Here is a 22,857-nt window from a genome sequence, read left to right as displayed (position 1 = left end):
AATCTATGTTCAGCCAAAAACTCAAAACCCAACTTCGTGAAGCCATTAGAGAAGTTCCAGATTACCCCAAATCTGGAATCCTATTTAAAGACATCACCCCGCTTGTCAACCACCCCACTTTATTCTCTAGATTGATCGACACCCTCAAATTGCGCTACCAACACCATAGTCTTGATTTTGTGGTGGGCATTGAAGCGCGCGGGTTTATTTTAGGGGCGGCTTTGGCTTACGCTCTAGGGGCGGGCTTTGTACCCGTGCGCAAAAAAGGCAAATTGCCCTTTAGGACGATCAGCGCGTCCTACCAACTAGAATACGGCGCAGATAGTGTGGAGATACACACGGACGCGCTAAGAGAGATCAAAGACGCGCATGTCTTGCTCGTAGACGATCTAATCGCCACGGGGGGCACAGCCTTAGCCAGTTTGGAGCTCTTGGATAGATTACAGGCCAAGTGTTTGGAGGCCTGTTTTTTGATCAGTTTGGCAGAATTGGGGGGGCTAGAGAAGGTGGGCGAAAAAGTCAACACCTTCAGTGTTTTGGAGTATCCATGTTAAACCCCAAAAGCAGGTGTGGATGGAAGCCTACATTATAGGGCTATGGGATCAATACGCCGCCAATTGGGGCTATCTTATTTTATTTTTTTGGAGCATTTTAGAGGGCGAAATTGGATTAATTCTAGCGGGCATGGCATGCTATGCTGGACACATGCACTTGTTATGGGCAATCGTGGTGGCCGCCTTGGGGGGCTTTAGCGGGGATCAAATCTACTTTTACATCGGGCGTACTAGCAAGAGTTACATCAATAAAAAGTTGGAGAAACAACGGCGTAAACTTGCCCTAGCGCATTTGCTTTTGCAAAAATACGGCTGGTTTGTGATCTTTATCCAACGCTACATGTATGGCATGCGCACCATCATTCCCATTAGTATCGGCCTGACGCGCTATAACGCGCTTAAATTTGCCATCATTAACTTGTTGAGTGCCTTTGTGTGGGCTTCTATCACGATCATTTTGGCGTGGTTTTTTGGGGAGCAAATCTTCAAGGTGCTGGGTATGCTTAAGCATTATCCTTATCTTGTTATACTACTATTGGTCTGTGTGTTGGGGCTTGTGTTTTGGTATTTCCAAACCCACACAAAAAAGATTGACAAAAAAATCCAAAAAGTCCAAAAGGACTTAAAACTCAAGAAAGGATAGTGATGTTGCAAATCCGATTAGATCATGCGCCTTTTGAAGAGGCTCAAGCCGATGTGTCCATTGTCTTTGTGGTAGAAAAGGACCTCAACCACCCATGGGTGCACCATAAGGAGGTCTTAGAAACCTTCCACTACGAGGGCGAGGGGGTTTTCTTAGATCAGGCGCACAAGAGATTATATGTCGGGGTGGCGCATAATGATGTACACCTCTTTAGAGAAGCGGCGTGTTTGGCGGTGAAAACCCTCAAAAAATGCCATTTTAAGCGCGCCAAAGTCGGGCTTTATGCGGCTAAACACACTGATGAGGGCGAATGCCCCTTAGGCCAAACCATGCTAGCTATTTTGACAGGTCTGCAATTTGGACTCTATAGCTATGAGGTCTATAAGAGCAAAAAAGAGCCCGTACGCCTGCAAGAAGTGGTGATCGCCTTGGGCGAGGCAAAGGATTTTAACCATGAGGTTAAAACCCTAGAGCGCAACCTAGAAAAGTTTGCTCACAAAGCCCATGTTATCGTTGAACATGTCAACTTGGCTCGTGATTTGGTCAACACCCCTCCGGATGTCGCGAGTGCCCCCTATGTTGCTAAAAAGGCTCAAGATTTGGCCGAGAAGAATGGGCTAGAGTGTTTTGTACATGGGGAGGACTACCTCAAAGAAAAGGGCATGAACGCGTATCTAGCGGTGAATCGCGCTTCAGCTAACCCCCCCCAACTCGTGCATGTGGTCTACAAACCCAAGAACGCTAAGAAAAAAATTGTCCTAGTGGGCAAGGGTTTAACTTATGATTGCGGGGGGCTTAGCATTAAAACGGCTGAATACATGATTACCATGAAGGCAGATAAGGGCGGGGCATGTGCGGTTTTGGCCACGGTGAACGCGCTCGCACATCTGAAGGCAGAGGCCGAAGTGCACGCCGTGCTAGGCTTGGCAGAGAACATGATTGCTGGGGACGCTTACCGCCCCGATGATATTCTCATCTCCAAAGAGGGTAAGACTATCGAGGTGCGCAACACCGATGCAGAGGGGCGTTTGGTGCTAGCAGATTGTTTAAGTTTTGCGCAGGATTTAGAGCCAGATATTTTGGTGGATTTTGCCACCTTAACGGGGGCATGCGTGGTGGGCTTAGGGCAGTATACCAGCGGGATCATGGGCAATAATGAAACACTCAAAAACGCGTTTGAACACGCCGCACTTAAAAGCGGGGAATTGGTCGCTAAATTGCCCTTTAACCGCCATCTGCGCAAACTTCTAGACTCTAACATGGCAGATATTGCCAATATCACCCCTGTGCGTTACGGAGGCGCGGTAACCGCTGGGCTCTTCTTAAACGAGTTTATCCGCGAAGAATACAAGGACAAATGGTTACACATTGACATCGCCGGGCCCGCTTATGTGGAAAAGGATTGGGATGTGAACACGCCCGGAGCCAGCGGGGCGGGCGTGCGCGCGTGCGTAGAATTTGTGCTAGAAAGTCTTAAATAGTGGGGCTCTCTATTGGGATTGTGGGCTTGCCCAATGTGGGTAAGTCCAGTACCTTTAACGCGCTCACGCGCAGTGCTTCAGCCCAAAGCGCTAACTACCCCTTTTGTACCATCGATCCTAATAAAGCCTTAGTGAATGTACCCGATGCCCGCCTAGAAGCTTTGGCTAAAATTGTCAAACCTGAAAAAATTCAATACTCTAGCGTGGAGTTTATTGACATCGCTGGGCTCATCAAGGGGGCTTCTGCTGGCGAGGGCTTGGGCAATCAATTCTTAGCCCATATTCGCGAGTGTGCGGTCATCTTGCATGTCGTGCGCTGTTTTGAAGATAGCAATGTCGTGCATGTCAACTCTGCGATCAACCCTTTGGCTGACATTGAAACCATTGAATTAGAACTCATCTTAGCCGATGTGCAAAGTCTGCAAAAACGCCTAGAACGCCTAGAAAAACTCGCCAAAAGCCAAAAGGACGCGCAAGTACAACTCCAACTCGCGCGCGCCCTTTTAGCGCATTTAGAAGAGATGCAACCGGTGAGCACCTTTGCGCACAAAGATCACCCCTATTTTGAGACCTTAAATCACGAATTGCGTTTTTTAAGCGCTAAAAAAGTGATCTATGCGGCCAATGTGGATGAGGAACATGTCCGCGTTTTAAATGATTATGCTCTGCAGGTGCAGGCCTTAGCCAAAGAACGCGGGGCGCGTTTTGTGAGCCTGTGCGCCAAATTGGAGGAGGAGATGGTAGACATGTCCGCTCAAGAGGCTCAAGAGTTTTTAGAGAGTTTGGGGGTCGCACAGAGTGGCTTAGAACAGATTATCCAATTAGGCTTTCAAGAACTAGGCTTGATTAGCTATTTTACCGCAGGGGTGAAAGAAGTGCGCGCGTGGACCATTGCCAAGGGTTCTAGCGCGCCTGTGGCCGCCGGGGTGATTCATAAGGATTTTGAAAAGGGCTTTATCCGCGCAGAGACCATTGCCTATGGGGATTTTATCGCCTATGGGGGCGAGCAGGGGGCTAAGGAAAAGGGGGCGTTGCGCATTGAGGGCAAGGATTACATCGTACAAGATGGCGATGTGATGCATTTTAGGTTCAATGTCTAGTGTGCTATAATAGGCTTTTATCTTACCCTTAAGGAAAGCGCATGGCCAATAATCTTGCCCACATTGATCAGGTTACCAACCTACACCGCAATAACGAATTACAACTCTTGTGTTTTAGATTAGGCAAGAACAAAGACCTTTATGCCGTGAATGTCTTCAAAATCCGCGAAGTGGTGAAGTATGATGGGACTCTCACCATGATTAGCCATGAACCCAACTCCTTAGTGGAGGGACTCATCATCATTCGCGAACTCACCATTCCGCTCATTGACATGAAAAAGTGGTTTTACTACGACAGCAATAACAAGCAAAAGGATCTGCGCCCCTTTAGGATTGAAAAAGAACCCAATGAGGACGACATCATTATGATTTGCGAGTTTTCGCGTTGGACCATTGGGGTGCGCATTTATGAGGCTGATCGCATTTTAAACAAGAAATGGACGGAAATCGAGCAGAGCGCGGGCGTGGGGGGTAATACGGGCAATTCTAAATTAGTGAGCCGCACGCGCTATTTTGATGGGCGGCTGGTGCAGGTGGTGGACATTGAAAAAATGCTCACTGATGTCTTCCCTTGGATTGAAGAGGAGAGCCATGAGGAATTGAGCCGACTCTCCAAGCTCTATAGCGATAAGATCGTCTTGTTTGCCGATGATTCGCCTAGCGTGCTCAAAACCATGCAGGTGATCTTGGACAAATTGGGCATCAAACATCTAGATTTTATCAATGGACAACAACTCTTGAATTATCTCTTTGATAAGGAGACCGTTGTGGAGGACATCGGGCTCATCATCACGGACCTAGAAATGCCGGAGGCTAGCGGGTTTGAGGTGATCAAGCGCGTGAAATTAGATGCAATCACCTCCAAGATTCCCATCGTGGTCAATTCATCTATGAGTGGGAGCAGCAATGAGGAGATGGCGCGATCTTTGCATGCCGATGATTTTATCTCTAAATCCAACCCTCTAGATGTGGAGCGTATCATCAAGCAGTTCTTACCCGTCAAAAGTGCCTGATGTTAGACTACCGCGCCATCCCTTCGCCCTGCTATGTGTTGGAGCTCTCTAAATTACAACACAATCTTGCCATTTTGGAGAGAGCGCAAAAAGAAGCCGGGGTTAAGATCGTGCTCGCGCTCAAGGGGTTTGCCTTTTGGCGCAGTTTTGAATGGGTGCGTGCGAGTTTGCATGGCTGTTGTGCAAGCGGGGTGCATGAGGCTTTGTTGGCCTATGAAGAATTTGGCTCTCGAGAGAGCGGTAAGGAAATCTGCGTCTTTAGCCCGGCTTTTAAACCCAGCGACATCGCCCAAATTTTGCCCATCGCCACGCATATTATCTTCAATTCTTTTGCCCAATACCATACCTATAGAGACAGGGTGTTTGAGAAGAATCAAAAATTGCGCAAATTGGGGCTTTCGCCCATTAAGATCGGCTTGCGTGTCAACCCCCTTTATAGCCAAGTGCAACCCCTAATTTACAACCCCTGCGCCCCGCATAGCCGTTTGGGTATCACGCCTCAAGCCTTTAAAGAGGGCGTGGCGCGCTATGGTTTGGAGGGGGTGAGTGGCTTGCATTTTCATACCCATTGCGAGCAGGACGCGCCCGCGCTCCAAGAAACCCTAGCGCATGTCAGCGCGCATTTTGGGAGCACTCTAGCCCAAATGGAATGGCTGAACATGGGCGGGGGGCAGCATATCAGCAAGGAGGGTTACGCCTTGAATATTTTAGTGGAGGCAGTGCAGGGCTTGAGAAAGACCTATCCGGATCTACAAGACATCTTTTGTGAGCCCGGAGAGGCAGTGGGTTGGCAAGCCGGGTTCTTGCTTTCTAGTGTGGTGGACATTGTAGAAAATGAGGGGCAAATTGCCATCTTAGATGTGAGTATCACCAACCACATGCCCGATTGTTTGGAAATGCCCTATAAGCCGGAAATTTTTAAAGTGGCTGGGGATGGGAATGTCTTTGAGGGCAAGCAGACGGGGGAATTTAGCTATTTTCTAGGGGGGGCGAGCTGTTTGGCTGGGGATTTTATCGGGCCCTATTGCTTTGATACCCCCTTGCAAGTGGGCGATCAAATTGTCTTCAAAGACATGCTACATTACACAATCGTCAAAAACAATACCTTCAATGGCATCGCTCTGCCCGCTTTGGGTATGCTAGCCCATGACAAATTCACTTTGCTCAAAAGCTTTGACTACACACATTACAAGGGACGCAATTAATTTCTAAGGGTGGCCACAAAGCCGCGGTCTAATTTGGCGTAATCGGTGTAGAACACTCCTCGATACCCCCTTAATTCCAAATGCTCACTTAAAGAAGCCCTTTGGTCTGCGCCCATTTCGCAGATGAGGTATTTTACGCGTTTTTCAGAAGCCTCATCAATCAAAACCTTGATGATCTCATCGCCCTGCTCACCCCCATAGAGCGCGATTTCAGGCTCATAGCGCACCGAGTCCTCAAGGGGATAATCTAGGGGGATATAAGGAGGGTTGCTCACCACCAAAGTGCGCGCAGGAATATCCACGCCCTGTATGAGTGAGGTGTGCATCAAAGAGACGCGCGATTGCAGGCTAAAAGTGGTGATGTTGATACTAGCCACTTCTAGAGCGTCCATAGAAATATCCGTCCCCATAACGTGAATCTTAGGGTGTTGCAAGGCTAAACTCACCCCCACGACCCCGCTTCCTATCCCTACATCAATCACATTTCTAATTCCATATTCTTGAATGATTTCAGAAGCTTGGTGTACTAGGAGTTCGGTCTCTGGCCTGGGGATCAACACCCGTTCGTCCACGAAAAATAGACGGCTGTAAAAACTCACTTCGCGAGTGATGTATTCAATGGGTTTGCCCTTAGCGCGCGCCTTAACCATGCGCATGAAACGATCCACAGCAAAATCATCTAATTCTTCTTGGGCATGCATGTGCAGGTACACGCGATCCACACCCAGCAAATGGGCTAAGAGTACTTCAGATTCAAGCGCAGTGCGCACGCCCTTATCTTTGAGAAATTTCTTTGCTTCATAAAGTGCTTTGGAGATATTGGTTTGCATTTCATAACTTAAAATGGAGTTTGCAAAGGGGCATTCTATCCTAAAAAACCTTTAAAATGCTAGCGCGCTTGCAGGCAATCTTAACAGGGTTTTGGCTATAATGCGCGCATTGTTTTAAGTAGGTAAAAGGATGAGAGTGGTCTATGGGGTCTTATTTGGGGGACAGAGCTACGAACATGAAATCAGTATTGTGAGCGCCATCGCCCTCAAGGAAGTCTTGGGCACACAGATCGGGCATTTTATCTTCTTAGATGGGGCGCGCCATTTTTATCTCATTCCCACAAAGGACATGCGCTCTAATTTCTTTGCCAATAACCAGTACAAGAAGTGTCCTAAACTTATTTTAAAGCCCCGCGGTTTTTACACACAAGGGCTCCTAGGGGGGGGCAAGCAGGTGGCCTTTTCCACGCTTATCAATCTCGTGCATGGAGGCGATGGAGAGGATGGTTTATTAGCGTCCCTACTGGACTTCTTTGAAGTGCCCTTTATTGGCCCTAGGGTGGAGGCATGTGTGTTGAGTTATAGCAAGTATCTCACTAAGGCCTTTGCCCAAGAGAGGGGGATTCAAGTCTTGCCCTATGTGTTTTTAGACAGGCATGAGAGTGCCCCACTTGGCGCGCTAGACTTTCCTCTCATCGCTAAACCCAACCGTTTGGGGAGTTCTATTGGCATTAGGATCGTCAAAGAGACTAAGGATGTGGATTACGCCCTAGATGAAACCTTTGAATTCGATAGCCAAGTGATCGTGGAGCCCTTCAAAGCAGGGGTTAAGGAGTATAATCTAGCAGGTTGCATGGTCGAGAATGGGGATTATCTCTTTTCCATTGTAGAAGAACCCAAGAAAAAAGAACTCTTGGGTTTTGAAGAGAAGTATTTAGATTTTGGGCGCACGCAAAAGGTCGCCAGGGCACAAATTAGCGCGGTGTTAGAAGAACAAATGCGCGCGCTTTTCAAGCGGATATACGCGCCCTTTTTCATTGGGGCGATTATCCGTTGTGATTTCTTTGTACTCGAAGACACAATCTTTTTAAATGAAATCAACCCCATCCCCGGGAGCCTAGCGCATTATCTCTTTGAGGATTTTACAAATGTACTTGAGAATATCCTCCTGCCCAAGCGCGCGCCCATCCCCATCACCTACCACTACATTAACCAAATCCAAAAACATAAGTGATGGCTAGACGTAGAGTGGTGTATCAAGGGCGCGCATTTGAGATTGCCTACGATCGACTCCATGCTGGTGCGCCCAAAAGCGTGGCGTTTTTGCATGGTTGGGGGAGTTGCAAAGAGTTGATGCAACAGGCCTTCAAGGCGTGTTTTACGCACTACCAACACTTCTATCTAGACTTGCCTGGTTTTGGTAAGAGTCCCAATGAAACCTTTTTAACCCCCCAAGATTATGCCCAAGTCGTAGACGCGTTTTTCCACTCCCTAGAGATCATTCCTGATTTAGTGATTGGGCATAGTTTTGGAGGTAAGGTCGCCACTTTAGCCAAAAGCCCCAATTTGGTGCTGTTGAGCAGCGCGGGGATTGTCCTACCCAAGTCTTTTAAAACGCGTTTGAAAATCCAAATTGCTAAGGGTTTAAGGGCACTGGGGGTGAGCAATCGCGCGCTCAGGAGTGCGGACGCGCAGGGTTTAAACCCGGCGATGTATGAGACTTTCAAATACACAGTTCAAGAGGATTTTAGCGCGCATTTTCGAGCATGCACTAAGAACACCTTGATTTTATGGGGGGAACAGGACAGCACCACCCCCCTAAGAGCGGGACAACAAATCGCAAGCTTGATCCCCAAGAACCGCTTCATAGTCTTGCAAGGGGATCATTACTTCTTTTTAAAGCAGGGCGCGCGAGTACAAGCGTATTGTGCGGAACACTTTGGCAACGGCCAGCAGGAATGAGCATGGGGATTTTAGAATTAAGCGCGGTATGGATCTTTATGCTGGGGCTGAATTACTACTTGATGACCTTGTTACAATGGTATCATTACAGCTTTGCGCGCGTGTTCACCAAGCACCACAAAAAGCGATGGCATGTTTACCATGTGATCTTGCCTTTGGGAATCTTTGCCTTCACCCATGCCAAGCACCTAGAGATTCTCTTTTATGTCTTTGTGGGTGGGGTACAAATCCCTTGGCTGGTGTTATGGGCGGGGCATTTGGATAAAAAGTTAGTCTTCACTCCGCGCGTGGTGCGCTTCTTTCTGCTCTTGTGGCTGTTTTTACTGGTGGATGCGTGGCTGGTACGCGCGCTAGGGGAGATTTCCTTTTGGCGTTATCTCTTGCTCATTGCCCTAACCCATGGTGCTTCTTGGGGCTTTGAAAAGAGTTGCGCACAAGGTTATGTACGCTTGGCTAAGGATAAGCTGGCGCGCTTGCCTCATTTAAAGATCATCGCCATTACCGGGAGTTTTGGCAAGACGAGCATTAAGAACTATCTCTATCAAATCTTGCAAGGTAAATACATTGCCTATAGCGCCTCTGGGAGTGTGAACACCTTATTGGGCTTGAGTCGAGACATCAATCAAAATTTAGGGGAAAACGCCACGCTCTACATCGCTGAGGCGGGCGCGCGCCAACCCGGGGATATTAAGGCCATTAGCGCGCTTTTAAAACACCATTATGCCGTGATCACCGAAGTGGGCAAACAACACATTGAGTATTTCAAAACCTTGGAAAATGTCGCCAAAACTAAGGCAGAATTGCTTGACTCGCCGCGTTTGGAGCGCGCTTTTTGCTACAAAAGCGAAGTGTTAGAGCCCCTTTGTCAGGGCGTTCAAGATAAGATCACCTTTTATCCGGAGAAAACCAGAAATGTACAAGCCACTTTGGAGGGCACGCGTTTTGAACTCTGGCTAGAGGATCAATGGGTGCGTTTTGAAACCAAGATTCTAGGGGCGTTCAATGTGGAAAATCTCGCTCTAGCGATCATGGTGGGCTTTCATTTTGGAATCCCCATCGCGCAGTTGCAACGCCTAGTGGCCAAACTCAACCCCGTCCCCCATCGCCTGCATGTCCTGCATTTGAATGACAAAATCATCATTGACGATGGCTTTAATGGCAATTTAAAGGGCATGTTAGAGGGGGTGCGGCTGTGTAGTTTGTATGCCGGGCGCAAGATCATCGTAACCCCGGGCTTGGTGGAGAGCGATGTAGAATCCAACACCACCCTAGCCCAAGCCATTGACAGGGTTTTTGACATCGCCATTATCACGGGCGAACTCAACGCCACCACCCTAGCCCAAGCGATCCACAAACCCCAGCGGATTTTTCTTAAAGATAAGAGTCAATTAGAAGCGGTGTTGCAAAGCACCACACAGGCCAAAGATTTGATTTTATTTGCCAATGACGCGCCCAACTACATCTAAAGGAATGCCATGCACCGACTTTATGCGCCATGGAGAAGCCCTTACCTACAAGGCGAGGACATGCAAGGCTGTGTGTTCTGTGCCATTAGCCAAGCTGCCCATTTAGATGCGAGCAACCATGTTTTATATCGCGATGCGCGGGTTTTCGTGGTGATGAATCGCTACCCTTACAATCCCGGGCATTTCATGGTGATCCCCCACCAGCATGTAGACAGCCCAGAGCTTTTGAGTTTGCAGGATTGGCAACACCTGCAAAAACGCATCTATGAGGGCGTGCAACTTCTCTATGCCTTTGGAGCCGATGGGATCAATGTGGGCTTTAATCTCAAGGACGCGGGCGGGGCGGGGGTGAGCGCGCATTTGCACGGGCATTTAGTACCCCGCTTTTACAAGGACACGAATTTTATCAGTGTGATCGGGGACACGCGCGTTTATGGCGTGGATTTTGAAGCCATTTATCAAGAACTCAAAGAAAAGGGGGGGTCTTATTTCACTCCAGATGAGGAACGGGCATGAAGACGCGGAGCTTTAAAATTTTTAGCGGGAGCGCGCACCCTAGCTTTGGCAAAGAAGTGGCCAAACATCTCAATGTGGGGCTCTCTAAAGTGGTCTTGGGGCGTTTTAGCGATGGGGAGATCAATGTACAAATCAGCGAATCGGTGCGCGGGCGCGATGTGTACATTGTACAACCCACTTGCGCGCCGGTCAATGACAATTTGATGGAGTTGTTGGTGATGGTGGATGCTCTGCGCCGCTCTTCGGCCAATTCGATCACCGCTGTAGTGCCCTATTTTGGCTACGCTAGACAGGATCGCAAGGCCGCCCCCAGAGTGCCCATTAGCGCGAAATTAGTCGCCGATCTCATGCAGAGTGTGTGCATCGATCGCGTGATCACTATGGATTTGCACGCCGGGCAAATCCAGGGTTTTTTTAATATCCCTGTGGACAATCTTTACGGATCGATTGTTTTTAGAGATTATATTTGTTTCAAGGATTTTAAAAACCCGGTGGTGGCCAGCCCGGACATTGGGGGAGTGGCGCGGGCGCGTTATTTTGCTAGCCAGATTGGCATGGACTTGGTCATTGTAGACAAACGGCGCGAACGGGCCAACGAGTCCGAAGTGATGAATATCATCGGGGAGGTGCGCGGGCGCGATGTAATCTTGGTGGACGACATGGTGGACACGGCCGGGACCATCTGCAAGGCCGCTGCCATGCTCAAGGCTAAGGGGGCGCATTCGGTGATGGCGCTAGGTACGCATGCGGTCTTGAGCGGGAATGCCATCAAGCGCATTAAAGAGAGTGAATTAGATGAGGTGGTGGTGAGCAATTCGATCCCGCTCAAAGGCCCCCACCCCAAGATCACTATCTTGAGTGTGGCGCCTTTGTTTGCAGAGGTGATTCGCCGGGTGTACCATAATGAAAGCGTGCAATCGCTATTTGTGTAGGGGAAGTGTATGGCAGATGTAGTTGTGGGGGTGCAATGGGGAGATGAGGGCAAGGGGAAGATCGTGGATCGCTTGGCGCAAGATTACGATTTTGTGGTGCGCTTTCAAGGCGGGCACAATGCCGGGCACACCATTGTGGCTTCTGATCGCACCTATGCCTTGCACCTCATCCCCTCAGGGGTGCTCTACCCTCAGTGTCAAAACATTATCGCCAATGGCATGGTGGTCGCGCTGGACGCGCTCGCCCAAGAGATCGCGCTTTTTGGCGATCTCAAGGGGAGGCTTTTTGTGAGCGAACGCGCCCATTTGATCTTGCCCTACCACCAAATTTTAGAAAGCGATCAAGAAGCCAAAAGCGCGATTGGCACAACTCGTAAGGGGATTGGGCCGGCTTATCAAGACAAGATCGGGCGGGTGGGTCTGCGCGTGGGGGATCTGCGCCACCCCCATTTGCTCAAAGAAAAAATCGCGCAGAATTTAGCCCACATGCGTATAAAAATGCAAATGCGCACGCTTACTGACTATTTAGACACCTATGCCCCCCAAATTCTCCCCTATGTCGCTGACACAACTAGCATGCTTTGGGAGGAGACCCAAAAGGGCAAGCGCATTTTGCTAGAGGGCGCACAGGGGAGTATGTTAGATGTGGATTTTGGTACCTATCCCTTTGTAACCAGTTCCAACACGATTAGCGCGGGAGCGTGTAGCGGGAGTGGGCTCAGTGTGAAGGACATTAAAGAAGTGATTGGCGTGGCTAAGGCGTATTGCACGCGCGTGGGCAATGGCCCCTTTCCTAGTGAAGAAAAGGGGGTTATTGGGGAGTGGTTGCGCCAAAGAGGGCATGAATTTGGCACAACCACCCAGCGCGCGCGCCGTTGTGGGTATTTTGATGCGATTGCGGTGCGCTATGCCTGCCGTTTGAATGGGTGTACACAATTGGCCTTGATGAAATTAGATGTGTTGGACGGCCTAGAAGAGATCTTGGTGTGCGTGGGCTATAGCAGAGGGGGAGAGGTGTTAAAGCACATGCCCGATTCTTTGCAGGATATTCAACCCATTTACAAAAGTTTTGAGGGTTGGAAATGCAGCGCGCATGCGCGCGCCTTTGCCAATCTCCCCAAAACCGCCCAAATCTACATCAACGCGCTAGAGGAGTTGGTAGGGGTGAATATCCGCGCCATCTCCACCAGCCCCAAGCGCGAAGAAATGATTTTGCGATGAGTCAGTTTAAAGCCCTGCGTCAAATCAAGTACCAAGCCGTGCAACGCGCTGAAATAGCCCTTGCGACCAATCGAGCCCAAATCGCCTATCAAGAGCAGGAGTTGCACGCCCTTAGCGCGCAATTATACGATTTGAGCGTGCCCTCACAGGGGGGTATGAGCGGCTTTGCCCAACTCAACGCGCTCAAGCACAACTACCGCTACGCGCTCGCCCAGACGCAGGCCCAAATCGCCCAGCTAGAACAAGAGGAGGCGCGTTTGCAGGAGGCCTACAAACAAGCCAGTATTGAATACGAAAAAATCGCCTATTTAGAAACTTTAGAGACGCAAAAAGCGCTAGAAGCGCTCAAAAAGCGCGAACATCAAGAAATGGACGCAATTGGTACAAGCGTTTTTATCCAAAAACAAAGAAATGCGCATGGTTAGGTTTTATGTGTGGGCGTTGTGTGCCCTTCTCTTGCATGCCAAAGAAACCCCCTCAGAGCAATTCTTGCAATGCAACGCCATTTTTGAATCCCGCAAGGCTGAGATAGACGCGCAATTACAGAGATTGCAAGAGCGCGCGCTCACTTTGCAATCCTTGCAGAATCAAACCCAAAGCCTGCTCGATCAACGCAGCGCTAAGGTGGTGGAGCGCGAAAAGGCGTTAGGAGTCAAGCTCAAAGAGCTAGAAGACAAGCAAGCCCATTTCAAACAAGCCCAAGAAGAGAGCGAAAAAAAGCTCAAAGCTTTGATCGCCAAGAATGAGGAGTTATTAAAGGAGATCAAAACCGCCAGCCAAAGCAAGCTTTCTAGCACCTATGCCAAGATGAAGGACTCCAAAGCCGCCCCCATTTTGCAAGACCTCCGCCCCAGCCAAGCCGCTCAAATCCTCTCCACCCTAGAGGCCAAAGACATGGGCAAGATTCTAGCCAAGATGGACCCCGCTAAGGCCGCGATGCTCACAGAGATGTTGCAAAAAGGCCCGCCCTTTAAAGACCCCCCCAAGCCCCCACCCCCCCCGCCTAAAAAATCTGAAGATGAGGAATAGCTACTTTAGCCCCAATTCTCTAGCTAGGAATTTGCCCGTATAGCTGCCTGTTTGGGTGTGCGTTTTAGCCACTTCTAGGGGTGTGCCCTGTGCGATAACACGCCCCCCCCCGCCCCCTCCCTCTGGACCCATGTCAATGACATGATCGGCGTTCTTGATGATGTCTAGATTGTGTTCGATCACCAGCATAGAATTGCCCAACTCTACCAGAGAATGCAAGACATTGAGCAATAATTGCACATCTTCAAAATGCAACCCGGTGGTGGGTTCATCTAAGATATAAAGTGTCTTGCCCGTGTCTTTGCGACTCAATTCTTTAGCCAGCTTGATGCGCTGGGCTTCGCCCCCGCTCAAAGTGGTCGCGCTCTGCCCTAAGGTGATATAGCCCAAACCCACCGCCGCTAGGGTTTGCAGTTTAGAGGCGATTTTAGGGATTTTGGCAAAGAACTCTAGGGCTTCTTCTACGCTCATGTTGAGCACATCGGCGATCGATTTGCCCTTAATGGTGATGGCTAGAGTTTGGGCGTTGTATTTACTCCCCTTACAGCTATCGCAACGCACCATCACATCGGGCAGAAAATGCATTTCAATCTTAATATCCCCCTCCCCATGGCATTTTTCACAACGCCCCCCCTTCACATTGAAGCTAAAGCGACTCGCGCTATAGCCCAAAACCTGTGCCTCCTTGCTTTGGGCAAAGAGGAGGCGAATTTCATCCATCACGCCCGTATAGGTGGCCGGATTGGATCGCGGGGTCTTGCCAATGGGGGCTTGATCGAGATAAATCACCTTGTCCAAATGCTCTAAGCCCCGGATAACACCTTGAGCTGGGCTAGATAGCCTAGCGTGGTTGAGTGCGCTCTGTGCCATAGGCAATAGGGTTTGCAAAATGAGCGAGCTCTTGCCACTCCCACTCACCCCGCTGACACACACAAAACACCCCAAGGGGATTTGTACGCTCAAATTATGAATATTGTGGATATGCACTTGCTGGAGTTCTAAAAACCGGGTAGGAGGGGTGCTAATGGGGGGGCGTTGGATCATTTTGCGCCCACTCAAATAAAGCGCGGTGGAGTGCGCGCTTTTTAAGAGGGCTGAAACACTGCCACTAAAGATCACCTCCCCGCCGTATTTGCCCGCCTTAGGTCCGATGTCTACGATGAAATCGGCTTGTTTGATGGTTTCTCTGTCATGCTCGACCACAATGAGGGTATTGCCCTTTTGTTGCAGATGTTGCAGAGTTTCTATCAATTTGAGCGTGTCGCGCTCATGCAAGCCGATACTAGGCTCATCTAGCACATAGAGTACCCCGGTTAGCCCGCTCCCTATCTGGCTAGCGATGCGGATTCGTTGACTCTCCCCCCCGCTAATGCTTCTAGCATCGCGCCCTAAAGTCAGATACCCCAACCCCACAGACACCAAGAAAGAGAGTCGTTGTGCAATCTCTTTTAAAATGGGCGCGGCAATGCGGGCGTGTTGGGGGCTTAGGTGGGCAAAGTGATCGGGGTTGTTAAAAAAGGCGTGCACGGCATCAATGGGCATCTCTAAAAGCTGGGCGATCCCCAAATTAGCCACTTTCACCCCCAAAGACGCGCCCTTAAGGCGATGCCCCTGACATGTAGGGCATGGCTTTTCGTGCATATAATTTTGCAAATCGCGCGCGTCCTTGATCGCCTCATAAGCCATCTGCACCACGCCCCTCCATGGACGCTGCAAACTCTCTTGTTTCCATGTGAAGCACACTTCTTTGGCATTGCCATACAAAAGGGCTTTTTGCTGGGCAGAACTGAGCGCGTTAAAACTCAAGCGCATGTCAATCCCATTGCTTTGGCAAAAGCCCTCAAAGAACGCCCGATAATAGCTATGCGGGTAGCTGAAAATAGCTTTGGCTTGGGCTAGGGGGGCGTTGGGCTCTAAAATTTTATGGATGTCCAAACTCAGCTTGCTCCCCAACCCCGCGCACGCCTCACACGCCCCCTTAGGGGAGTTGAAAGAAAAGCTCAAGGGTTCTAGGGGCTCAAAACTCACCTTGCAGGCAAAGCATGCCAAGTGTTCGCTGTAATGCGCGCTTTTTTGACTCTGCACATCCACAATCTCCACTTCGCCATAGCTCTCCGCCAAGGCTTTTTCAACACCGCTTGCCAAGCGCGCATGGTTGTCTGCTTGGGCTAATAGGCGATCGAGCACAAGTTTTAGGGTGTGTTTTTTGGTTTTAGACAAGGCAATTTGTTCATCTAGGCGCACCAACACCCCATCAATTTGGGCGCGCACAAAGCCCTTTAAACGCAGGGCTTGGAGTTTTTCTTTAAAGCTCCCCTTTTTGTCGCGCACAAGGGGGGCTAGGATTAAGATTGTGCGCCCCTGAAAATCGCGCATCACTTGGGCGATGATGTCGCTCGCGCTCATAGAGGCGATGGACGCGCCGCATAAATGGCAATGTTGCGTCCCCACACGCGCGTACAAAAGGCGCAAATAATCATAAATTTCGGTGATAGTGCCCACGGTGGAGCGCGGGTTTTTGCTGGTGGTCTTTTGATCGATGGCGATGGCGGGGGTTAAGCCCTCGATCTTGTCCACGGCAGGCTTGCCCACGCGGTCTAAAAACTGGCGCGCGTAACTAGAGAGGGATTCTAAATAACGCCGTTGCCCTTCGGCATAAAGGGTGTCAAAGGCTAGAGAGGACTTCCCCGAACCGCTCAAACCCGTAAACACAATGAAGCGGTTTTTAGGCAGAGTGAGGGTGATATTTTTTAGATTGTGTTCTCTAGCCCCGTAGATAGTAATATGGTTTGGCAAGGTGCGCTCTTATGGTGAATTTTGCGGGGGTATTATACTAGATTTGCACAGGTGGGAGGTTAAGCATAAAAAAAAAGATGAAAATCTTGTTTTCTGAGTTTAAACATGCTATTATTGCTTTCACATTGAATTTTTTTTATAGTTAAAGGATGGTAATGAAGCGGCTTTGCTTGGGTATCTCTCTAGTTTTAGGATCGGTGAGTGGGCTTTTAGCCGAAGAAAATGGCGTTTACCTGGGGGCAGATTACCAAATCGGTCAAGCGAGGGCGTATACCGATGTTTATAGCCAGTGGAAGGATGGGGCACTTTACCCGCCCGGCACGGGCCCTAACTACAACAACTGGCAGGGCACGAATGTGAGTTGGCATGCCAAGTACGACAATGGCGCGCTCAATGGCTTTGGAATCCAAGTCGGACAGAAGTTTTTCTTCAAACCCCACAATGCCAAGACCAAATGGGCGGGCTTGCGCTATTATGGCTTTTTTAATTTCGGGCATGCCAATTTAGGGCCCCAGATCGCTTCACAATTTGTCAATGGCTACGCCCAAGATATCCGCCTCAACATGACCGCTTGGGGGGTGGGTGTCGATGCGCTGGGCAACTTCATTGATAAGACGAATGCGAGTGTGGGGCTTTTTGCGGGGGTGGCTATCGGGGGGAATAGCTGGACGAGCTCGGCGACTAACTATTGGAAACAGACGCTCAAGAATCTATCAGGCTCTAACCCCACATTCTCGCCTGTGAGCTTTCAAGTATGGTTGGATTTGGGCTTGCGCACCAATCTTTATAAACACAATGGGGTGGAGCTAGGGGTTAAGGTCCCCTTGTTGGTGAACAAGTTCTTGCACGCACAACGATGGCGTTACGATCTCAAACGCGACTACTCTGTGTATGTCGCCTATCTCTATAGCTTCTAGTACTTAAAAGGAGGGGGGTTTAATTTTGGCGTTTTTGTGCGGTGCGCATGAAGAACTTGATCGTACTGGTGAAAAGCATGCCCTCAAAAATCGCCGCAATCACAAGAGAATAATAGGTGTTTTGATCGATTGCCCCCACTCTTAAGCCCACACTGGCCGCAGTGATCAAAAAGGTTAGGGGCATGGATGCGCTCAGGGCAAATAGCCCGGTGTGCAAAGAACTGCGGAAATATCTCCCAAATAATGTGAAGCTCGCGCTCAAATGCAACGCCAACATCGCGCACACGGTCGCGCAGGCATGAGAGATGAGCATGGGATTGCTGATGACCAATTTTAAATCTAAAGTTGATCCCACATGCACAAAGAAGAGGGGTACAAAGAAGCCAAAACCCACATCGTTTAGCTTGTTGAACAATTCGTGTTTATGGGGGAAAAAGGTAGAAACAATGGTGCCTGCCAAGAACGCCCCCAACACAAGCTCTAGCTTGAGCCAGCCCACAATGACCACCAGCCCGAAAAAAAGCATGATCGTGAAGCGAATGTCCTGATTGGATTCGTTGGTGGGGGGCATGATGAAGAGTTTCAAGCGCGGAAACCACCAGAATAAGATCTTAAATAATTGCACCAAACTCACAATGGCCACCATAAAGGCCAGTAAAATCCCCAGGGTTTTGCTCAATTCTAAGCTGATCCCATGCAAATAGATCCCATCTACAATCACCAACAAGACAATGCTAGTGAGTTCGCCTAGTACCCCCACTTTGAGCGCTAGGTCCAACCAGGGCACCTCTTTGCCATAGTCGCGCACCAAGGTCATGATCATCCCCAAACTCACAATGGGCAGGACAATGATGTAGAGTGCGGGGAGTTTAGCGCTCAAGGTGATCGTCGAAGAAAGGGCGTAGAGAACCCCAAAATAGAGTAAAATGCGTTTGAGTAGGGCGTGGTTGAGGTGTTTGAACATGTAAAGGTCCACCTCCATGCCGCATAGAAACATCAAGAACAAAAAGCCCACTTCTGCCATCAAATCAAACCCGGGACCAGGGGCAAATAGCCCCACATACACCCCCAACGCTCCAAAGAGAATCTCTAACACGGCTACGGGCATTTTAGTGATCTTGCTCACATAGGGAGCTAGCACCACCAGGGGGGTGATAATGGCTAAAATGAGAAAATCACTCAAGAGAAACTCTTGAGCCCTAGTACTTGCAAAAGGGCCTTGGGGTAGAGCTGGTGTTCTAGGGCGTGGATGCGCTGGGTGAAACTCTGCAGACTCTCTTGGGGTTGGACTTCTAGGGCTTGTTGGGCGATGAGCGGGCCGCTATCTAGCTGGGCAGTCACGACATGCACACTCACCCCCGTGTGTTGCTTGGCTTCAAAACTGGCGCGCAACGCGTCCTTGCCCTTGAAGTGGGGGAGCATGGAGGGGTGGATATTCAAAGTGGGAAAATGCTCTAAAAACAAAGGAGTTACCAAGCGCATGTAGCCTGCTAGCAAGACAAGATGGCAACGCGCCAAGCTCAAATATTCGATCAAGGCGCGATCAAAGTCTAGGGGTGTGGGGTAATTGGCAGGTTCTACCACTTGACAGGGCACGCCCAACTTGGCACAGCGCGCAATCCCGGGAGCTTCAGTCCTATTGCTCAAGCACAAGGCCACTTCTATGAGGATGGGCTTTGTGCCCAAGAAAGTGCGCTGGTGCAAACTCTCTATGAGAGCCTGCATGTTAGAACCCTGAGCGCTGAATAAAATCCCCAAGCGCAGTATAGAGGAAGGCAAGCTCTCTAAAAAACTCTCTAACATCACCATTCCTTGATAAAGGGGTATTTTAGCATGTTTTTTAGATGGGTTTTATGTTATAATCGCGCGCTACACTATTAAATCTTTGGAGTTTTTCAATGGGACAAAAACACACTTTCCAAACAGAGATCACCCAACTCTTAGATCTGATGATCCACTCTTTGTATTCCAACCCCGAAATTTTCCTACGCGAACTAGTCTCTAACGCCTCTGACGCGTTGGACAAACTCAATTACCTAGTCATCAGCAATGACGCGTACAAGCAGCTAGACTTCACCCCACAAATTCACCTGAGCTTTGATTCCACCCAAAAGACCATCACCATTGCAGACAATGGCATTGGCATGAATGAAGAGGAGCTCATCGCCAATCTGGGTACAATCGCCCAATCGGGTACAAAAAGCTTCTTAGCCCAATTGAGTGGGGATCAGAAAAAGGATAGCGCGCTCATTGGGCAATTTGGAGTGGGATTCTATTCTAGCTTTATGGCTGCGCACAAAGTGGTCGTGCAAAGTAAAAAGCCCCTAGAGACACAGGCTTATGCGTGGATGAGCGATGGGAAGGGGGAATATGAAATTAGCCCCTGTGTCAAGGAGAGTTTTGGAACAACTATCACGCTCTATCTCAAAGAGGAAGCGCAAAGATTTGCCAACCGCTGGGAAATTGAAAACATCATCAAAAAATATTCTGAACACATCCCCTTCCCCATTTTTCTAACTTATACGGAAAGCAAGAGCGAGGGAGAGGGTGAGGAGAAAAAAGAGGTCCAAGAGGAGAAATGCACCCAAATTAACAGCGCGCGCGCGATTTGGCGCATGAATAAGGCAGAACTCAAGAAGGAGGACTATGAGGAGTTTTATAAGAGTTTTGCCCATGACAATAGCGCGCCCCTGACATGGATACACAACAAAGCAGAGGGCACTTTAGAATACAGCACCTTATTTTATATCCCCAGCAACGCGCCCTTTGATTTGTTCCGCGTGGATTACCAATCCGGGCTAAAACTCTATGTCAAGCGCGTTTTCATCACTGACAATGATAAGGAGCTCCTGCCTCAGTATTTGCGCTTTGTGCGCGGAATTATTGATAGCGAAGATTTGCCCTTGAATGTGAGTCGCGAAATTTTACAGCAAACCAAAATCCTAGCCACCATCAAGAGCGCGTCCACCAAGAAGATTTTGAGCGAAATCGCCACTCTGAGTCAGGACACGCAGACCTATAAGAAATTTTATGCCCAATTTGGCAAGGTGCTCAAAGAGGGCTTACATAGTGATTTTGAAAATAAAGAAAAACTCTTAGAGCTATTGCGTTTTGAGAGCTCTAAGGGCGCGGATTTTCTCTCCCTCAAAGAGTATAAAGCCAATATGCCCGCAACCCAAAAGAGTATTTACTACATGATGGGTGAAAACCTCGATTTACTCAAGGGCGCGCCCTTGCTAGAAAAATACGCCCAAAAGGGGTTTGAGGTACTTTTAATGGGCGATGAAGTGGATGCTTTTGTGATCCCGGGTGTGCAAGAATACGACAAAACCCCCCTCAAGGATGCCAGCGCGCTAGAGACCCTCAAAGAATTGGATTTGCAGGAAGTGAGTGAAACGGAAAAACAAGAGTTTAGCGCGCTGATAGAAGCCTTCAAAGAAGCCCTTAAAGACGAGATCAAGGATGTTGCCCTTTCTAAAGACCTAAGCTCTGTGGTGGCGTTAGTGGGCGATGCCCAAGATGTCATGATGGCAAATTTGATGCGCCAAATGGGTCAGGAAGTGCCTAATAAGCCTAAGACTTTAGAACTCAATATCAACCACGCGATCGTGCAAAAACTCAAAAGCATAGAGGATAAAGCCGTGCTTTCTGATGTGGCGCACTTACTCTTTGAGAGCGCACATCTGCTAGAAAAGGGCGCGCTCAAAAACGCCAAAGACTTCAACCAACGACTCCACAACACGATTTTACGCGCCTTTTAACCGCTGGAGGTTTTAAAGAACAGGCCTTAAAACTTGTTTGTGTTGGTATTTTTGCGCTAAAGTCCCTAGAGAGGTGTTTGTGAAGATGAGGGGTTTTGTGGGGTTTTTCTTGGCCTGTCTTTTTTTGTTGAGCGTGGCAAATTGCGCGCCAAAAGAAAGCCTCAGCGATGGGTCTTATCGCATTCTGCCTCAAGTACCCGGAGAGGCGACTTTTGTGATCACTCAAGGGGATATTTCTGACTCTAGAGTGTTAAAAGTCAATACGGACTTAAAGGACTCTAAGGGGCGTTCTTTTTGGGATAAGGTTTTTGTCTACAACCCTAAGAATTGCCAGAAGCTTTTGGAGTTAAGCCCTAACTACAGTCAGGAAATGGAGTATCCAGAGTATTTCCTCTATTACAAACCCACTCTATTGAGAGGTATACAAGGAGCTGATAACAAAGAGGCTACAGAGCTTGACCGCGTGATTGATGTGAAACTCAAGAATGATGTCTTTACCATAGTGCTTGCCACTCTCTTTGAGGATTTGAGTGATTTAAAGGGCGATTTACAACAATCGCAACGCTTGCGTATTTGGTATGGTGATTATGATGATGAAAAGCATCCTAGTTATAGTGGTTGGATCGAACGGCTCAAGTTCTTAGATGACAACACAGCCACTTATGCCGTGGATGCTAATGGCAAATATGCAGATGCATACAAATCTCTTGAGTATTTTAATAGCAAAACCACCCCCAACCTCCACATCTGCCCTTACAGCGCAAAAACGCTTTTAGAAACCCTCCAAAAGCGGCATCCGGAGTGGAAGAGCGATTGAGGTAAAAGCAACTACTCCTCATCCCCCTCACAAGCACTGTCTGATCCCATATCACACAAAATGGCATTCCCATGGTTGGCGTATGCCCGTGCTTTTTTACGATCTTTTTGCACCCCTAAGCCTTTTTTGTACATGTCTGATAAAGATAGATAACAATAGCCATTCCCCATGTCTGCGCATTTTTTGTAGTAATGTGCTGCTCTTTTATAATCGCGTGGGATATGGGCAGCACTAGGGTCATTTTCATCCTTTCCCCAACCGCCATAAAAATAAATATCGCCAAGCATGCTATAACCATCCTCATCTCCCAAATCTCCCGCCGCTTTTAAATACTCTATGCTCTTGCTAAGCAGTGTCCCCTCCATTTGTGCCAACTTGATATACCCCTGTGCGTCCCCTAACTCCCCTGCCTTTTTAAAATACTCTTCAGGCGCGCACTCAGACTCGCAATACTTTCCCATATTAACATAGGCATTGGCATTCCCCACAGCTGCCGCCTTTTTAAAATACTCCATCGCTTTATCCCTATTTTCTTGGGTTGCCTTACAGGTTGCCTTACAGCAACCAATATCATTTAGGATAGTCCCCGTGCTAAGATTGCTGCTCTCATCTTGATAAATCAATCCCAGCTCATTATAGGCTTGGCTATCCCCCTTTGCCCCCGCTTTTTCTAG

The 22,857-nt window shown here is 48.8% G+C and carries 22 protein-coding genes; 17 read left to right on the top strand and 5 right to left on the bottom strand.

Features of this window, described 5'->3' with window-relative positions:
* The first annotated feature begins 5 nt into the window (after positions 1-5).
* Genes apt through nspC form a run of 6 tightly spaced genes read left to right on the top strand, consistent with a single transcriptional unit; the run spans position 6 to position 5,996 of the window.
* Positions 6-554 carry an adenine phosphoribosyltransferase gene (gene apt, locus EAO38_RS03870; protein WP_121021297.1) on the top strand — a complete coding sequence of 183 codons (549 nt, stop codon included), beginning with the start codon at positions 6-8 and terminating at the stop codon, positions 552-554.
* Positions 555-573: 19 nt separating this feature from the next.
* Positions 574-1,197 (top strand): DedA family protein, encoded by a 624-nt coding sequence (locus EAO38_RS03865; protein ID WP_121021295.1) that lies wholly within the window; start codon positions 574-576, stop codon positions 1,195-1,197.
* A gap of 2 nt (positions 1,198-1,199) precedes the next feature.
* A complete protein-coding gene (locus EAO38_RS03860; protein ID WP_162982671.1) occupies positions 1,200-2,678 on the top strand; it encodes a leucyl aminopeptidase in 1,479 nt (492 codons plus the stop codon).
* Complete coding sequence (gene ychF / locus EAO38_RS03855; RefSeq protein WP_121021291.1) at positions 2,678-3,778, top strand: redox-regulated ATPase YchF; 1,101 nt, start codon at positions 2,678-2,680, stop codon at positions 3,776-3,778. The genes EAO38_RS03860 and ychF overlap by 1 nt, the downstream gene beginning before the upstream one ends.
* A gap of 41 nt (positions 3,779-3,819) precedes the next feature.
* Positions 3,820-4,791 (top strand): chemotaxis protein, encoded by a 972-nt coding sequence (locus EAO38_RS03850; protein WP_121021289.1) that lies wholly within the window; start codon positions 3,820-3,822, stop codon positions 4,789-4,791.
* Positions 4,791-5,996 carry a carboxynorspermidine decarboxylase gene (nspC, locus tag EAO38_RS03845; protein WP_121021287.1) on the top strand — a complete coding sequence of 402 codons (1,206 nt, stop codon included), beginning with the start codon at positions 4,791-4,793 and terminating at the stop codon, positions 5,994-5,996. Before EAO38_RS03850 ends, nspC begins: the two co-directional genes overlap by 1 nt.
* On the opposite strand, the gene prmC is transcribed toward nspC, so the two are convergent.
* A complete protein-coding gene (gene prmC, locus EAO38_RS03840) occupies positions 5,993-6,826 on the bottom strand; it encodes a peptide chain release factor N(5)-glutamine methyltransferase (RefSeq protein WP_121021286.1) in 834 nt (277 codons plus the stop codon). The two genes, nspC and prmC, sit on opposite strands and share 4 nt — an antisense overlap.
* Before the next feature lie 136 nt (positions 6,827-6,962).
* Here prmC and EAO38_RS03835 point away from each other — a divergent pair, with 136 nt between their 5' ends.
* The 8 genes from EAO38_RS03835 to EAO38_RS03800 are packed head-to-tail and all read left to right on the top strand — an operon-like array spanning position 6,963 to position 13,892.
* Positions 6,963-8,000: a D-alanine--D-alanine ligase gene (locus tag EAO38_RS03835; protein ID WP_121021284.1), complete on the top strand. Its 1,038-nt coding sequence runs from the start codon at positions 6,963-6,965 to the stop codon at positions 7,998-8,000.
* Positions 8,000-8,728, top strand: a complete 729-nt coding sequence (locus tag EAO38_RS03830; RefSeq protein WP_121021282.1) for an alpha/beta fold hydrolase — start codon at positions 8,000-8,002, stop codon at positions 8,726-8,728. Before EAO38_RS03835 ends, EAO38_RS03830 begins: the two co-directional genes overlap by 1 nt.
* A 2-nt stretch (positions 8,729-8,730) precedes the next feature.
* Positions 8,731-10,194, top strand: a complete 1,464-nt coding sequence (locus tag EAO38_RS03825; RefSeq protein ID WP_121021280.1) for a Mur ligase family protein — start codon at positions 8,731-8,733, stop codon at positions 10,192-10,194.
* Between the two features lie 9 nt (positions 10,195-10,203).
* The gene (locus EAO38_RS03820) at positions 10,204-10,710 is read left to right on the top strand and encodes an HIT family protein (RefSeq protein ID WP_121021278.1); all 507 of its coding nucleotides are present in this window, start codon (positions 10,204-10,206) and stop codon (positions 10,708-10,710) included.
* Positions 10,707-11,642 carry a ribose-phosphate pyrophosphokinase gene (locus EAO38_RS03815; protein ID WP_121021276.1) on the top strand — a complete coding sequence of 312 codons (936 nt, stop codon included), beginning with the start codon at positions 10,707-10,709 and terminating at the stop codon, positions 11,640-11,642. The genes EAO38_RS03820 and EAO38_RS03815 overlap by 4 nt, the downstream gene beginning before the upstream one ends.
* A 9-nt stretch (positions 11,643-11,651) precedes the next feature.
* On the top strand, positions 11,652-12,863 hold the full coding sequence (locus EAO38_RS03810; protein WP_121021274.1) for an adenylosuccinate synthase: 1,212 nt from the start codon (positions 11,652-11,654) through the stop codon (positions 12,861-12,863).
* Positions 12,860-13,288 carry a flagellar export protein FliJ gene (locus EAO38_RS03805; protein WP_121021272.1) on the top strand — a complete coding sequence of 143 codons (429 nt, stop codon included), beginning with the start codon at positions 12,860-12,862 and terminating at the stop codon, positions 13,286-13,288. The genes EAO38_RS03810 and EAO38_RS03805 overlap by 4 nt, the downstream gene beginning before the upstream one ends.
* Positions 13,281-13,892 (top strand): MotE family protein, encoded by a 612-nt coding sequence (locus EAO38_RS03800; protein WP_121021270.1) that lies wholly within the window; start codon positions 13,281-13,283, stop codon positions 13,890-13,892. The genes EAO38_RS03805 and EAO38_RS03800 overlap by 8 nt, the downstream gene beginning before the upstream one ends.
* Here EAO38_RS03800 and uvrA read toward each other — a convergent pair whose 3' ends face one another.
* Positions 13,893-16,688 carry an excinuclease ABC subunit UvrA gene (gene uvrA, locus EAO38_RS03795; protein ID WP_121021268.1) on the bottom strand — a complete coding sequence of 932 codons (2,796 nt, stop codon included), beginning with the start codon at positions 16,686-16,688 and terminating at the stop codon, positions 13,893-13,895. It lies immediately after the preceding gene.
* Positions 16,689-16,843: 155 nt separating this feature from the next.
* Between uvrA and EAO38_RS03790 the strand changes: the two genes are divergently transcribed.
* Entirely contained in the window at positions 16,844-17,605 is a 762-nt protein-coding gene (locus tag EAO38_RS03790) for an outer membrane protein (RefSeq protein WP_121021266.1), read from the top strand.
* A 19-nt stretch (positions 17,606-17,624) separates the two neighbouring features.
* Here the strand turns inward: EAO38_RS03790 and EAO38_RS03785 are convergent, their stop codons facing one another.
* Positions 17,625-18,788, bottom strand: a complete 1,164-nt coding sequence (locus EAO38_RS03785) for a cation:proton antiporter (protein ID WP_121021264.1) — start codon at positions 18,786-18,788, stop codon at positions 17,625-17,627.
* Complete coding sequence (gene purN / locus EAO38_RS03780) at positions 18,785-19,408, bottom strand: phosphoribosylglycinamide formyltransferase (RefSeq protein WP_235852506.1); 624 nt, start codon at positions 19,406-19,408, stop codon at positions 18,785-18,787. Before purN ends, EAO38_RS03785 begins: the two co-directional genes overlap by 4 nt.
* Before the next feature lie 95 nt (positions 19,409-19,503).
* Here purN and htpG point away from each other — a divergent pair, with 95 nt between their 5' ends.
* Both htpG and EAO38_RS03770 read left to right on the top strand, forming a co-directional pair.
* Positions 19,504-21,366, top strand: a complete 1,863-nt coding sequence (gene htpG, locus EAO38_RS03775) for a molecular chaperone HtpG (protein WP_121021260.1) — start codon at positions 19,504-19,506, stop codon at positions 21,364-21,366.
* A 79-nt stretch (positions 21,367-21,445) separates the two neighbouring features.
* Positions 21,446-22,183: a hypothetical protein gene (locus EAO38_RS03770; protein WP_162982670.1), complete on the top strand. Its 738-nt coding sequence runs from the start codon at positions 21,446-21,448 to the stop codon at positions 22,181-22,183.
* 11 nt (positions 22,184-22,194) lie between these two features.
* Here EAO38_RS03770 and EAO38_RS03765 read toward each other — a convergent pair.
* Positions 22,195-22,857: tetratricopeptide repeat protein (locus EAO38_RS03765; RefSeq protein WP_162982669.1), on the bottom strand; the 663-nt coding region annotated here is incomplete at its 5' end.

Source organism: Helicobacter vulpis (genome assembly GCF_003660395.1).
Classification (GTDB): Bacteria; Campylobacterota; Campylobacteria; order Campylobacterales; family Helicobacteraceae; genus Helicobacter; species Helicobacter vulpis.
The sequence above is the reverse complement of the archived record's forward strand: the minus strand, read 5'-3'. Positions and strand labels throughout refer to the sequence as shown.

What these genes read in the sequence shown, in the direction of transcription:
- EAO38_RS03865 (WP_121021295.1), top strand. Translation starts at nt 574, where the DNA reads ATGGAAGCCTACATTATAGGGCTATGGGATCAATACGCCGCCAATTGG.
- prmC (WP_121021286.1), bottom strand. Translation starts at nt 6,826, where the DNA reads ATGCAAACCAATATCTCCAAAGCACTTTATGAAGCAAAGAAATTTCTC.
- EAO38_RS03815 (WP_121021276.1), top strand. Translation starts at nt 10,707, where the DNA reads ATGAAGACGCGGAGCTTTAAAATTTTTAGCGGGAGCGCGCACCCTAGC.
- EAO38_RS03830 (WP_121021282.1), top strand. Translation starts at nt 8,000, where the DNA reads ATGGCTAGACGTAGAGTGGTGTATCAAGGGCGCGCATTTGAGATTGCC.
- EAO38_RS03850 (WP_121021289.1), top strand. Translation starts at nt 3,820, where the DNA reads ATGGCCAATAATCTTGCCCACATTGATCAGGTTACCAACCTACACCGC.
- htpG (WP_121021260.1), top strand. Translation starts at nt 19,504, where the DNA reads ATGGGACAAAAACACACTTTCCAAACAGAGATCACCCAACTCTTAGAT.
- EAO38_RS03825 (WP_121021280.1), top strand. Translation starts at nt 8,731, where the DNA reads ATGGGGATTTTAGAATTAAGCGCGGTATGGATCTTTATGCTGGGGCTG.
- EAO38_RS03805 (WP_121021272.1), top strand. Translation starts at nt 12,860, where the DNA reads ATGAGTCAGTTTAAAGCCCTGCGTCAAATCAAGTACCAAGCCGTGCAA.
- purN (WP_235852506.1), bottom strand. Translation starts at nt 19,408, where the DNA reads ATGTTAGAGAGTTTTTTAGAGAGCTTGCCTTCCTCTATACTGCGCTTG.
- EAO38_RS03790 (WP_121021266.1), top strand. Translation starts at nt 16,844, where the DNA reads ATGAAGCGGCTTTGCTTGGGTATCTCTCTAGTTTTAGGATCGGTGAGT.
- EAO38_RS03810 (WP_121021274.1), top strand. Translation starts at nt 11,652, where the DNA reads ATGGCAGATGTAGTTGTGGGGGTGCAATGGGGAGATGAGGGCAAGGGG.
- EAO38_RS03800 (WP_121021270.1), top strand. Translation starts at nt 13,281, where the DNA reads ATGGTTAGGTTTTATGTGTGGGCGTTGTGTGCCCTTCTCTTGCATGCC.
- apt (WP_121021297.1), top strand. Translation starts at nt 6, where the DNA reads ATGTTCAGCCAAAAACTCAAAACCCAACTTCGTGAAGCCATTAGAGAA.
- EAO38_RS03860 (WP_162982671.1), top strand. Translation starts at nt 1,200, where the DNA reads ATGTTGCAAATCCGATTAGATCATGCGCCTTTTGAAGAGGCTCAAGCC.
- nspC (WP_121021287.1), top strand. Translation starts at nt 4,791, where the DNA reads ATGTTAGACTACCGCGCCATCCCTTCGCCCTGCTATGTGTTGGAGCTC.
- EAO38_RS03820 (WP_121021278.1), top strand. Translation starts at nt 10,204, where the DNA reads ATGCACCGACTTTATGCGCCATGGAGAAGCCCTTACCTACAAGGCGAG.